The sequence below is a fragment of the Paracoccus rhizosphaerae genome (genome assembly GCF_026162645.1).
In the GTDB taxonomy this organism is placed as follows: Bacteria; Pseudomonadota; Alphaproteobacteria; order Rhodobacterales; family Rhodobacteraceae; genus Paracoccus; species Paracoccus rhizosphaerae.
On record NZ_JAOTBE010000021.1, the window covers coordinates 39,885 to 52,435 of the forward strand.

A 12,551-nucleotide genomic window follows, 5' to 3' on the forward strand; every position below is an offset into this window, starting at 1 on the left:
CCGCAGATGACGCTGCTGCGCGACCTGCGGCATGAGGAACCGAGGCAGGGTGATCGCCCCGCCCGTCATTCTGCAGGCGGAAGCGGATCCACGGACGGGGCGGACTCGACCTGCGGTTCCGGCTGCGTCGCCGGGATCTCGGTCTGGGGGGCCAGCGGTGCGGGCAGGGCTTCGGCCGTGTCTGCCGGCGCAGCGCCTTCCGTGCTTGCCTGGACGCGGTCGCTGCCGATGGGTGCGTCGGTGACCTGCCCGTCAGCGGCGGCGACCCGCCAAACCGTGTTCCCGGCATCGTCAGCGACCAGCAGGGCGCCCGTGCCGTCGATGCCCACGCCGACTGGCCTGCCATGCGCCTCGTCGCCGTCGATGAAGCCGGTCACGACGTCCTGCGCCATGCCGGACGGCCGCCCGTCGCTGAACGGCACGAACGAGACCTTGTAGCCGTTGAACGCGTCACGGTTCCAGCTGCCGTGCTGACCCACGAAGGCGCCATCGGCATAGGGTTCCGGCATTGCCGAGCCGTTCGTGAAGGTCAGCCCCAAGGCCGCGACGTGGCTGGACAGGGCATAGTCGGGCGCAATGGCAGCCGCCACGAGATCGGGGCGCGCTGGCCGCACGCGCTCGTCGACATGATCGCCGTAATAGCTGTAGGGCCAGCCATAGAACGCCCCCTCCTGCACCGATGTCATGTAGTCGGGCACAAGGTTCGGCCCCAGCTCGTCACGTTCGTTGATGACCGCCCACAGCTCTCCGGTCGCGGGATGGAAGGTCAGGCCGTTCGGATTGCGCAGACCCGAGGCATAGATCCTGGACGCACCGGTGGCGCGGTCGATCTGCCAGATCGCCGCCCGGCCCTTTTCGGCTTCCATGCCGTTCTCGGCCGCGTTCGAGTTCGAGCCGACCGAGGCATAGAGCATCGTCCCGTCGGGGCTGAGCGCCAGGTCCTTCGTCCAGTGGTGGTTCAGCGGCCCGCCAGGCAGCGGCGTCAGGACCTCTGGCTCGGCCGTGATGGCGGTGTCGCCCAGGGCATAGGGATAGGTCACGACCGCGTCCGCCTCGGCGACATAGAGCGTGTCGTCGATCCAGGCGACGCCGAACGGCGAATGCAGATCCGTCAGCAGGTCATGGCGTTCGTCAACGACCCCGTCGCGGTCGGTGTCGCGCAGCAGGGTGATCAGGTTGCTATCCCGCTGGGGGCCACCGCCGCCACCTGCTGCCAACGACATGATCCAGCCGCGGATATAGTCCTTGGGGCGGTATTTCGGCTTCCCCTCGGGGCCGCGGGACTGCACGACCAGCACGTCACCGTTCGGAAGCGTATGGACGGTGCGCGGATGGGCAAGATCCGTGGCATAGGGCGTGACCACCAGGCCTTCGGGAACGATCGGGGTCTGTCCTTCAGCCCAGCCCGTGACTTCGGCCACCTTCACGCTGGGAAGCAGGTTGACGAAATTCGGCTCTGGCAGGACGGGATCGGGGCCGATCTGGCTGCTGATGTCGAAGTCATCGGGCTGCGCCTCTTGTGCTAGGACCGGGCCGGTGCCGCCAATAAACAGAGCCATTGCGGCCCCTCCGCCCAGAAGCATCGTGCGCGCCGTGGAATGTGCCAAGGTCTTCATCGTGGGATCGTCCTTCTCAAGCGCGTTGCAGGGGGCGGTGGGCAGCCCGGCGGTTCAGCAGGGCGGCCACCAGCATCAGCAGGCATGTCAGCGCTGACATCGCGATCCCCCAGGGGACCACCGCCATCCAGCCGTCGCCTGCGTGGATCAGGCTGTTGATCAACGCACAGACCAGTACCACGGCCTGCAGGACCACCGCGCCCCATACCGGTCGCAGGCGGCCAGTGGCGAACCCCACCAGCCACAGCACCGCCGCGATACCGCCCACAATCAGGCCGAAGAACAGCAGCCACGAGGCAAAGTCCTGCCACATCAGCAGGACGGTCTGGCTGTAGAAGATGTCGCAGAAGAGCGTCAGCGTGAAAAAGCCGGCCGCAAAGTGCGTCAGCGTCGCAAGTCCCGGCATCGCGCCATATGCGGGATGCATGGCGTCATGCGGGTGAATGGCAGCCATGGCGATACTCCTCGGGGTTGTTGCTGATCGGCCAACGATCCCCGGGGGCGGATTGTTCCGGATCTGGCCGCGGTGCTTCACGGGCCAAGGCCGCCGAACCCGCCGCAACCCCAACGATCTACCACCTTCTGCCAGCTTGACGACCGCTCTTGCAGAGAACAGGCTGGGCCATCTGGTCATCGGAGGAGAGGGCCATGGCAACAGCCCAGAACGTGCTTATCCACCCTGCCGTCGACAATGGCGTCAGGCAAGGCCAGCCGGGTTTTTCCGGCGGCGTACTGACATGTCATTGCACCGACAGACCCGTGAAGGTCCGTGTCGACGCGCAGACAGCGCACAACCATGTCTGCGGCTGCACCAAGTGCTGGAAGCCCGACGGTGCGGTCTTCAGCCAGATCGCCGTCGTTTCGCGCGATGCGGTCGAGGTGATCGAGAACGGCGACAAGCTTCAGGTGGTCAATGCCGCCGCACCGATCCAGCGCCATGCCTGCCGCGTCTGCGGCGTCCATATGTACGGCCGGATCGAAAACAAGGACCACCCGTTCTACGGCCTCGACTTCGTCCATACCGAACTGTCGCCCGAGGACGGCTGGTCGCCGCCAGAATTTGCCGCCTTCGTCAGCTCGGTCATCGAATCCGGCGTCGATCCGTCACGTATGGATGGTATCCGCGCGCGCCTGAGGGAACTGGGGCTGACGCCTTACGATACCCTGTCGCCGCCGCTGATGGACGCGATCGCGACCCATGCGGCAAATCGGCAGGCCAAGCCGTCGCCCGCCCCGTCGAAACCCTCGGCATCGCCGGCCCCTGCCGAAGCCCGGGCCAGCACGCCACCGCCTCGACCGAAGCCCACCCCTACCTCTCAGCCAGCCGCGGCGGGCGGTTCGGGGCTGTCGAGGTTGCTGAGCAGGCTCTTCGGCGGACGGCGATAGACCCGCGTCACCGATCCGGCGGAGCATGCGCCGGATCGGTGAGATGACCTGATCATCGGCCCCGCCGTCGATTCGCAGGCGGGCCACTCCAATGAACATCATGCGGCTGTGCGATCCGGCAGCCCGGACGCCAACGCCATCTTGCGGCTGTGCCAGACTTGCCTCGGACAAGGCGCCCCTGACGATCAAGCACCTGAGCGGCAGCCTGCGGTCAGGCTGCAGCCGCCCCCGGTTCCACCAGCCCGACGATGTCCTTCATGATCGTGTTCAGCTGAAAATCCTTCGGCGTATAGACCCGCGCCACGCCCATCGCCGACAGGCGCCGGGCGTCTTCGTCGGGAATGATCCCGCCCACGATCACCGGGACGTGGTCCAACCCCGCCTCGCGCATTCGCGCCATCAGGTCGGCGATCAGCGGCAGGTGGCTGCCCGACAGGATCGAGAGGCCGACGACATGGGCCTCCTCCTCCTGCGCGCGCCGCACGATCTCCTCGGGGGTCAGGCGGATGCCCTCGTAGGTGATGTCCATGCCGCAATCGCGGGCGCGGCAGGCGATCTGCTCGGCGCCGTTCGAATGTCCGTCCAGCCCAGGCTTGCCGACCAGGAATTTCAACCTTCGGCCAAGTCGGCTGCTGACAGCGTCCACCGCCTCACGGATGTCGTCCAGCCCCTCGGTGCGGTTGGACGGGCTGGCCGACACGCCGGTCGGGCCGCGGTACTCGCCATGCACAGCCCGCATCACGCCCGCCCATTCGCCGGTCGTAACGCCCGCCTTCGCCGCCGCGATCGAGGGCGCCATCACGTTGTCGCCCCTCTGCGCCGCCAGGCGCAGCGCGACGAGGGCGGCCTCGACGGCCCCCTCGTCGCGGGCTTCGCGCCAAGCCTGCAGCCGGGCGATCTGGTCCGCCTCGACCTCGGGATCGACGACCATGATCGCGCCCTCGCCCGAGGTCAGCGGCGACGGCTCGCCTTGCTGCCAGCGGTTCACACCGACGACCACGGTTTCGTTCGCCTCGATCCGGCCGAGGCGCGCGGCATTCGATTCGACCAGCCGCGCCTTCATGTGATCGATGGCCGCGATGGCCCCGCCCATCTGGTCCAGAAGCGCCAGCTCCTCCCGCGCGCCCTGCTTCAGATCCTCGACCTTGGCAGCCACCGCCGGATTGCCATCGAAGAGGTCGCCGAACTCCAGCAGGTCGGTCTCATAGGCCAGGATCTGCTGCATCCGCAGCGACCATTGCTGATCCCAGGGCCGCGGCAGGCCCAGTGCCTCGTTCCAGGCGGGCAGCTGCACCGCCCGCGCCCGCGCGTTCTTCGACAGCGTCACCGCCAGCATCTCCAGCAGGATGCGATAGACATTGTTCTCGGGCTGCTGCTCGGTCAGTCCAAGGCTGTTGACCTGAACGCCATAGCGGAAACGGCGATATCTCTCCTCCTCAATCCCGTAGCGGTCGCGGCAGATCTCGTCCCAAAGCTCGGTGAAGGCGCGCATCTTGCACATCTCCGTCACGAAGCGGATGCCGGCATTCACGAAGAAGCTGATCCGCCCGACCATCGCGGGGAATTCGGCGTCCGGCACCTTGCCTTTCAGGTCGTCCAGCACCGCGATGGCCGTGGCCAGCGCATAGGCCAGCTCCTGCTGCGGCGTCGCGCCAGCCTCTTGCAGGTGATAGGAACAGACGTTCATCGGGTTCCACTTGGGCAGGTGTTCGCGGGTATAGGCCGCGACGTCGGTGATCATCGCCAGGCTGGGCTTGGGCGGGCAGATATAGGTCCCCCGCGACAGGTATTCCTTGATCAGGTCGTTCTGCACCGTCCCCTGCAGCTTCGAGATGTCGGCCCCCTGCTCCTCGGCCACAGCGATGTACAGCGACAGAAGCCAGGGCGCCGTCGCATTGATCGTCATCGAGGTGTTCATCTGCTCCAGCGGGATCTGGTCGAACAGCGTGCGCATGTCGCCTAGGTGGCAGACCGGGACGCCGACCTTGCCGACCTCGCCCCGCGCCAGAACATGGTCGCTGTCATAGCCGGCTTGGGTCGGCAGATCGAACGCCACCGACAGCCCGGTCTGTCCCCGCGACAGGTTGCTGCGATAGAGCGCGTTCGACTTCGCGGCGGTGGAATGCCCCGCATAGGTGCGGAACAGCCAGGGCTTGTCCTTCTCGGGCATGGCGACACCTCGATGGTTGCGCAATTTTATGTCGTCATGGAATTGCTATGGCAAAGAATAGAACCCGTCAATGCCGCATTGCAGAAAATCGGCTGTGGCAGGCGGTCGGACCTTCCGGGAGACGTTGACTCGTGCAGACTTGCTGAACATCCTCTGCACAATGTCAGGGCGCCAATCCCCGAAGACGCCGCCAGACTTGGCGATCCGGCCTTCACGGCGCATCGACCGCAACAAGACCGTCAGGACCCTGTGACCCCGTGACCGAACTGCCTGCCTCTCTGGCCCCGCTTGCGCTTCGGCTGCACGACCGCGACAACATCATGGTGGCCCTGAAGCCTCTGGCACCCGGCATGGCGCTGACCGGCGACGTGACGGCAGCCGAGGCCATTCCGGCGGGCCACAAGGTCGCCATCCGCGCCATCGCCGCAGGCGAGCCTGTGCTGAAATACGGCCAGATCATCGGCACCGCGACCCGGGCCATCGCGCCGGGCGCACATGTGCATATCCAGAACCTGGGCATGGGCGCGCATCGGCAGGATCATGGCTTTGGCACCGCCGCCGAGCCCCTGCCCCACGCGGCGACCGAGGCGACGTTCGACGGCTTCCACCGCCCGTCGGGTCGGGTCGGGACTCGGAACTACCTTGGCATCCTGACATCGGTGAACTGCGCCGGTTCCGTCGCCCGGTTCATCGCCGAAGAGGCCGAGCGGCAGGGCTGGCTGCGTGATTTCCCGAACGTCGACGGCATCGTGCCGATCGTCCACGGCACCGGCTGCGGCATGTCCGCCAAGGGCGAGGGCTATGAGACCCTGTTCCGCACCATCGCGGGCTATGGCCAGAACCCGAACTTCGGGGCGATCCTGATGGTCGGTCTGGGCTGCGAGGTCATGCAGATCCCCGACCTGATCGACCGCAAGGCGCTGAAGGACAGTGCGCGGTTCCGGTACATGACAATCCAGCAGACCGGCGGCACGCGGGCGACCGTGGACAAGGGCGTGGCGATCCTGCGCGACCTTGCGGCCGAGGCCAACCGCGCCAGCCGCGCCCCGGCCCCCGCGTCCAAACTGGTGATGGGCATGCAGTGCGGCGGATCTGACGGCTACTCCGGCATCACCGCCAACCCGGCACTTGGGGTGGCGTCAGACCTGCTGGTGGCGCAGGGCGGCATCTCGATCCTATCGGAAACGTCCGAAATATACGGCGCCGAACACCTGCTGACCCGCCGCGCTGACGAGGCGACCGGACGCAAGCTGATCGACCTGCTGGAATGGTGGGAGGATTACACCGCCCGCAACTTTGGAGAGATGGACAACAACCCGTCCCCCGGCAACAAGCGCGGCGGGCTGACCACGATTTTGGAGAAGAGCCTGGGCGCCGTGGCAAAGGGCGGGTCGGCGCCCCTGTCGGCCGTCTATCGCTATGGCGAACCGATCGACCAGCCGGGCTTCGTCTTCATGGACAGCCCCGGATACGACCCCTGTTCCGTCACGGGCCAGGTCGCGTCGGGGGCGAACCTGATCGCCTTCACCACCGGTCGGGGCAGCGTCTCGGGCTATCGCCCGGTGCCCTGCATCAAGATCGCCTCGAACCCGGACCTGTGGCAGCGGATGGAACCCGACATGGACGTCAACTGCGGCGACATCCTGTCCGGCGTCACGCTGGAGGAGAAGGGACACCAGATCTTCGACCTGATGCTGCGCGTGGCCTCTTGCGAGGAGACGAAAAGCGAGGCGCAGGGCTTCGGCGCTGTCGAATTCGTGCCCTGGCAGATCGGCGCGGTGATGTGACGACGGGGCCTGCGCTGGCCGCGTTCTCATCCTCTCACAGGGGCCGCCCCGCCTGCACACAGGCGGCGGCCGGGCGACGGGTCCGCCGCCCGGCTGCCATGATTCAGCGATAGATATAGACGATCTGCCGCTCGGCCGGGTCGACCAGGACGGTCTGACCGTTGATCTGGGCATAGCGGTAGTCGGGCTGCCCGGGGATCTCGTAGACGGTGACCGGCTCGGGGATGCCCGCGCCCAGGACGACCTCGCCCTCCAGATAAACCGGCTCGACTTGGTTCGTGGTGACATAGGTGGTCACCTCGGTCGAGGGCTCGACGCTGGCCGATGCCGCGGCCGTCCCGCCGATGGCTGCACCCGCAACAGCGCCGATTGGGCCACCGATCAGGGCGCCCATCGCGGCACCGCCCACGCCGCCCACTGCGGCGTCCTGGCCCGACGCATCATCGGATGCCGGAGCCTCGATGATGGTGACGCCCACCTCCTGCCGGTTCGGATAGAGCGATACGACCTCATCGCCCGCCGTCACCGTCAGATAGTCGCCATAGGACCAGCCCTCCAGCCCGTCGCCCGAGACCTGGCACCAGTTCGCGCTGTCGATGCAGCCGATGACATTGACCTCGTTTCCGGCCCCGATCGCACCGACCACCTCGTGCTGCACGCCCGGGCCCGAGCGGACGTTGAGATCGGTCGAGGCGGTCGCGGTCGTCTGCGCCATTGCGGCCCCTGCGAAGGCGAATGTCGTCGCAGCCGAAGCCATCAGGAATGCACGCATGTTCATCTCCTTGTGGATGCGCCCCACCCGCGGGGCGCCATGAGGCCATAACATCGGGCGGATGAAGCGGTTCCGCGTCGGACGTCACGTTCCCTTGCACCCGCCCCTGCGGGCTGCCAGCCGCACGATCGTTTCCTGGGATCGAACAAAGCGGGCGCAAATTTGCGTCTAATGGGCGCCGGGACCGAGGGCTATCTGTGCCTCATCGAAACGAACCGACGTTCCAACCAAAGGATATGCAACGATGAAAGCCATTACCCTCGCCCTCGGCGCCCTTGCCTTCGCCACCGCCGCCAATGCCGCCGGAATGTCGAGCCACGAACGCCCGCAGCCGGTTTCGTTCGACAGCACCGTCGCCGCGGCGCAGATGGTGGACGTGCCCGCAGGTTCGGTCCTGACCAGCAAGGAACTGCGCCGCGCAGGCCTCGGCGCCGACGACCTGGTTTCGGTGTCGCTGGTCGGGTCCGCACCGGTCGACCGCGGGGACCGTTTCTCGGCCAAGGGCGACAATTGATCTTTCCGATCATCGCCCTCGCGACTAGACCGTTGACCGCCGCGCCTTCCGGCGCTGGCGGTCATTCGCATCCGCAGGGTCGGTTTCGATGAAGGAACTCAACTTGGACATCAAGGCCCTGCGCGCCTTCGCCGCCGTCGTCGAGGAAGGCAGCTTCACGGCTGCCGCTCAGCGCATCGTGATGTCCAAGAGCATGTGCAGCAAGATCATTGCGGATCTTGAATCCTTTCTGGGCGCCCGGCTTCTGACGCGCACCACGCGGGCCGTCACCCCGACGGCCGCCGGCATGAGCTTCTATACCGAGGTCGGCGGAATCCTCGCGCGGCTGGACGCGGCGACCGAGGCCGTGCGCTCGACCACGCTCCACGCCTCGGGGCCGCTGAAGCTGGGCGCGCCGGTCCAGTACATGCTCAACGTCTTCGAGCCGCACCTGCTGCGCTTCATGACCGAATATCCCGACGTCCAATTGGACGTGGTGCTGGAGGACGCGCGCACCGACCTGACCCGCGACGGATACGACGCCGTCCTGCGGATCGGGCTTCTGGAAGACAGCAACCTGCACGCGCGCCACCTGCACGACACGCCGATCCTGCTGGTGGCCTCGCCCAACTATATCCAAGCGCGCGGCAATCCGGAGCATCCGTCGGATCTGCGACATCACCTCTGCCTGCATTACACGAACCTTCGCGGTGCGGGCACTTGGCCGCTGCGGCAGGGGAGCGAGGTGATCTATCAGAAGATCACCCCCGCCTTTTCAAGCAACAACAACGAATTGCTGCGCCGGCTGGCAGTCGCCGGCAAGGGTATCGCGCTGACGCCCCGCTTCCAGGTCACCGACGATCTGGAGGCGGGGCGCCTGGTGGCGGTGATGCCGGACTATGGCCTGCCGGGGGCGCCGGTCCATGTCCTCTATTCCAGCCGCAAGAATGTCAGCGCCGCGCTGTCGGCATTTCTGGACTTCGTGGCGACGCTGCGCTTCGAGTAACCGCGACGCCTGCGCAGGCTTGTCGGCCTGGGACGGCGCCGCGTTTCTCTCTGGTCAGGCGACCAGCTTCTTGCCGTTCTGCGCGTGGCGATGGGCCAGCTTGCGGCCCATTCGCCCCGAAAGAAGCTCTCGGACGGCCGGGTGGGACGCGCCCTCCGCCAGTTCCGGGAACAGGGCGAAAATCTCGTCCCGCGCCTCGGCCGGAACGGTCTTTAGCGCCTCGGCCCCGGTATAGAGCGATTCGGTTTCGGCGCCGTTGGCCAGGACGATCTGGTGCGCGTCGAACAGGAAGTGGACATAGGTCACCTCGTCCAGGTCCGTCGCCAGATCGATGCCGTCGGTGACCATCAGCTGCTTCGCTGCGACAAGCACCTCGGGCGTGCCGAACATGCGCTCGGCGATCTTCGAGCGCACGAGCATGCGGTGCTGCTGCGACACGATCAGATCATGCTTGGGCAGGCCCTGCCCCAGCGCACCGGCGCGGATGCGCACCGGCCGTAACGCAGGATCAGCCTCCAGCATCCCGGCCCCAAGCGGACGCTGCGCGATCCAGCGGATGGGCTGGAAGCCGGCATCACGCGTCAGGACAAGATCGCCGACCTTCAGCTGGCCCGCCGCGACGGCGCCGTCCGCGGTCTCGATCATGGCGTCCGAGCCAAAGCAGACCACGCCGACAGTCTCGGTCGTCAGCTCCGCGGCGGCGACCGCGGTTCCGCCGTTCTGGATCGTCAGCGTGAAGTCCTGGCCGAAGCCCGCCGCGGTTGTGATGCTGTTCAGCACGCCATCGTCGGCCTGATCGGCCTTCAGCCAGCTGAGGGTCGAGCGATAGGGCGTCAGCCCCAAGCCCGCACGCTGCGCGTTGATGATCGCAAGGTTGCTGTCATTATAGAAGGCGGACAGGTCGATCCGGTCGTTGTTCGTGGCATCGCCATCGGCCGCCCCGCCGCTGTTGCCTGTGCTGAAATCCGTGATGACGTCGCCAGAGGTCACCACGAAGACGTCGTCACCCGCGCCGCCGGTCAGCGTGTCGCTGCCTTCGCCGCCATTCAGGGTGTCGTTCCCGTCACCGCCCAGAAGGACGTCCGCACCGGCCCCGCCCAGCAGGCTGTCGTTTCCGGCGCCGCCGCTCAACTGGTCGTTGCCGATCCCACCCAGGATGGTGTCGTTGCCGATGCCTCCGTCGACGGTGTCAGCGCCGTCACCGGCGTCGACGAAGTCGTCGCCGTCGCCCGCCTCAACAAGGTCGTTGCCGTCACCGGCCAGGACGCTGTCATTGCCGCCGCCCGAGCGGATGGTGTCATCGCCCGACCCGCCGTTCACGGTCTCTGCGCCGGCGCCGCCCGTGAAGCTGTCGTTGCCGGCGCCGGTGACGAAGCTTGCCGAGGTCGCGTTCGTGGACGCATCGATCGTGTCGTTGCCGGCGCCCGTGGCGATGCCCTCGACGGTGTTGAAGCTGGCGGTGCTGCCACCACTTGCAAAGCTGCCCGATCCGCCGCTGTAGGTGACCGTGCTGGCCCCCGTCAGCCCCGCGCCCGAAATCGTGTCGCTGCCCGCGCCGCCCGTGATCGTGTCGGCTCCGAAGGCGCCGGACAGGTTGATCAGGTCGTCGCCACCCCCGGCGTTGATGACATCGGCGCCGCTGCCGCCCGCGTTGATGGTGTCGGCACCCTCGCCGGTCAAGAAGCTGCCTGCCTGCGCGCCGCTGATGTTGACGGTGTCATTGCCGGCGCCGGTGGTGATGCTCTCGATCGTGTTGAAGTTCGCGGTGTTTCCGCCGTTCACGAAGCTGCCCGAGCCATCGCTGAAGTTGACCGTGCTGGCCCCGCCCAGCCCGCTGCCCGAGATCGTGTCGCTGCCGGCCCCGCCGGTGATCGTGTCGGTCCCGAAGGCGCCGGTCAGATTGATCAGGTCGTTGTCATCACCGCCGTCGATGCTGTCGTTGCCCGCGCCGCCGTCGAGGACATCGTTGCCCGTCCCGCCGATCAGGGTGTCGTTGCCGGCCTCGCCCTCAAGACTGTCGGCACCCGCCCCCCCGTTCACGCTGTCATTGCCCAAGCCCGACCGCACCGTGTCATTGCCCGCGCCGGCAAGGATGACATCGTCGTTGTATCCAGTCGCGGGGCCCGTCAACCCGTCGCCGTTGTCGATCTGGTCCGAGCCGCTGAGCCCAGGTTCGACATAGCCGCTGACGATCGAGTCGTTGCCGCTTGTGCCGTCGATCACGCCGTTGTCAAAAACGCCAGTTTGGCGGTCCAGCGCGAAGACCGTGTTGTTTGTATTGCTGGTCGCCACCGGGCTGATCAACTGGATCGAGGTGATCGGCTTTGACGTCAGCGCGGCGTTGACACCGGAGGTCGAAGGAGGTGGAGCAAGGAACAGTTCACCGGTTTGCGCCTGGACGATGACCAGGTTGACCGGCGTCGCGGAGGTCGTTCCGTCGGCATAGGTGATGTTTGCGGAATAGACGCCGACTGCATCATGCTGCAGCGTCTGGGGCGTGCCCCCGACCGTGGTGGGCGTCGAATAGGTTTGGCCGGCAACGTCCGTATTCTGATAGCTCGTAGCCGTGCCGCTTGGAGTCATCGTGGCCGTGACAGCGCGGGAGTAAAGCGGACTTCCCGCCGATCCATAACTTGTGCCGGTCAGCACCGCGACGTTGTCAGCGAGGCCCGATCCACCTTCTAGTCCACCTTCGACCGCGTCGATGCGGCTGGTGGTGGTTCCAAGGTAGATCCAGTTGAAGGTCGTCGGCATGCTGTGTCCTCTGTCTTGCAAAGGGTAGAAATGTCGGCGCGGTGCCTGTCGGTCGGGACACCGGCAGCGGAACGTCTAGTCGTTGGCGCGTTGTCGGCCGCAGGTGCGGCAGACCTGCGGCGGCAGGCTGAAAATCGTGGGAAACGACTGTTCGGACGGAGCGCACATGCTGACAACCTGTTCAGATGACTTGAGGTCAATCGAGGTCCGGCCAGTTGAGACCAGTCATGACAACAACTAAAAGTTAACCTATCAAGGATCAATACAATCTTAGGTATATTTTGCGTAACGGCGCAATTTTGCGCGCCCTGCACGGGCTGTGCGCAGTTCTGCCATATGATGCGCATACTTTGGTCGGATGACATCCGACCTGAACACGTGATCAACGGCCTGCCATCAGCTGGATCTCACAAGCGGCTTCAAGCCCTCGCCAAGACATCCGGTCTTAGGGTCCATCCCTATAAATTTCTATTGAATGGCAGCGTGTTGAGTGATTCACGCTGGTCATGAGCAAAAGAGACAAGAGATATTTCTGGCTAAGCGCGCAACAGATGCGTCGGATGCAGC

Annotated in this window: 8 protein-coding genes and 1 pseudogene; 4 read left to right on the top strand and 5 right to left on the bottom strand. The window is 66.1% G+C overall.

Features of this window, described 5'->3' with window-relative positions; all coding sequences use genetic code 11:
- Nucleotides 1-65: 65 nt before the first annotated feature.
- Together OC184_RS09635 and OC184_RS09640 are read right to left on the bottom strand one after the other, a co-directional pair.
- On the bottom strand, nt 66-1,616 hold the full coding sequence (locus OC184_RS09635; protein ID WP_265506989.1) for a PQQ-dependent sugar dehydrogenase: 1,551 nt from the start codon (nt 1,614-1,616) through the stop codon (nt 66-68).
- Nucleotides 1,617-1,632: 16 nt separating this feature from the next.
- Entirely contained in the window at nt 1,633-2,070 is a 438-nt protein-coding gene (locus OC184_RS09640; protein ID WP_265506990.1) for a DUF2231 domain-containing protein, read from the bottom strand.
- Nucleotides 2,071-2,264: 194 nt separating this feature from the next.
- On the opposite strand from OC184_RS09640, the pseudogene gfa reads away from it, so the two are divergent.
- Nucleotides 2,265-2,831, top strand: a pseudogene (gene gfa, locus OC184_RS09645) (S-(hydroxymethyl)glutathione synthase); the annotation flags it as partial.
- Nucleotides 2,832-3,213: 382 nt separating this feature from the next.
- On the opposite strand, the gene OC184_RS09650 reads toward gfa, so the two are convergent.
- Nucleotides 3,214-5,172, bottom strand: a complete 1,959-nt coding sequence (locus OC184_RS09650) for a protein meaA (protein WP_265506991.1) — start codon at nt 5,170-5,172, stop codon at nt 3,214-3,216.
- A 320-nt stretch (nt 5,173-5,492) separates the two neighbouring features.
- Between OC184_RS09650 and OC184_RS09655 the strand changes: the two genes are divergently transcribed.
- Nucleotides 5,493-6,959, top strand: a complete 1,467-nt coding sequence (locus OC184_RS09655) for a UxaA family hydrolase (RefSeq protein ID WP_265506996.1) — start codon at nt 5,493-5,495, stop codon at nt 6,957-6,959.
- 103 nt (nt 6,960-7,062) lie between these two features.
- Here OC184_RS09655 and OC184_RS09660 read toward each other — a convergent pair whose 3' ends face one another.
- Nucleotides 7,063-7,731: a DUF1236 domain-containing protein gene (locus tag OC184_RS09660; RefSeq protein ID WP_265506992.1), complete on the bottom strand. Its 669-nt coding sequence runs from the start codon at nt 7,729-7,731 to the stop codon at nt 7,063-7,065.
- Nucleotides 7,732-7,975: 244 nt separating this feature from the next.
- Here OC184_RS09660 and OC184_RS09665 point away from each other — a divergent pair, with 244 nt between their 5' ends.
- The gene (locus OC184_RS09665; RefSeq protein WP_265506993.1) at nt 7,976-8,245 is read left to right on the top strand and encodes a hypothetical protein; all 270 of its coding nucleotides are present in this window, start codon (nt 7,976-7,978) and stop codon (nt 8,243-8,245) included.
- 103 nt (nt 8,246-8,348) lie between these two features.
- The gene (locus OC184_RS09670; RefSeq protein WP_265506994.1) at nt 8,349-9,230 is read left to right on the top strand and encodes a LysR family transcriptional regulator; all 882 of its coding nucleotides are present in this window, start codon (nt 8,349-8,351) and stop codon (nt 9,228-9,230) included.
- Between the two features lie 54 nt (nt 9,231-9,284).
- Here OC184_RS09670 and OC184_RS09675 read toward each other — a convergent pair whose 3' ends face one another.
- Nucleotides 9,285-11,984 carry a Hint domain-containing protein gene (locus OC184_RS09675; RefSeq protein WP_265506995.1) on the bottom strand — a complete coding sequence of 900 codons (2,700 nt, stop codon included), beginning with the start codon at nt 11,982-11,984 and terminating at the stop codon, nt 9,285-9,287.
- Between the last annotated feature and the right edge of the window lie 567 nt (nt 11,985-12,551).

What these genes read in the sequence shown, in the direction of transcription:
- OC184_RS09635 (WP_265506989.1), bottom strand. Translation starts at nt 1,616, where the DNA reads ATGAAGACCTTGGCACATTCCACGGCGCGCACGATGCTTCTGGGCGGA.
- OC184_RS09640 (WP_265506990.1), bottom strand. Translation starts at nt 2,070, where the DNA reads ATGGCTGCCATTCACCCGCATGACGCCATGCATCCCGCATATGGCGCG.
- OC184_RS09650 (WP_265506991.1), bottom strand. Translation starts at nt 5,172, where the DNA reads ATGCCCGAGAAGGACAAGCCCTGGCTGTTCCGCACCTATGCGGGGCAT.
- OC184_RS09655 (WP_265506996.1), top strand. Translation starts at nt 5,493, where the DNA reads ATGGTGGCCCTGAAGCCTCTGGCACCCGGCATGGCGCTGACCGGCGAC.
- OC184_RS09660 (WP_265506992.1), bottom strand. Translation starts at nt 7,731, where the DNA reads ATGCGTGCATTCCTGATGGCTTCGGCTGCGACGACATTCGCCTTCGCA.
- OC184_RS09665 (WP_265506993.1), top strand. Translation starts at nt 7,976, where the DNA reads ATGAAAGCCATTACCCTCGCCCTCGGCGCCCTTGCCTTCGCCACCGCC.
- OC184_RS09675 (WP_265506995.1), bottom strand. Translation starts at nt 11,984, where the DNA reads ATGCCGACGACCTTCAACTGGATCTACCTTGGAACCACCACCAGCCGC.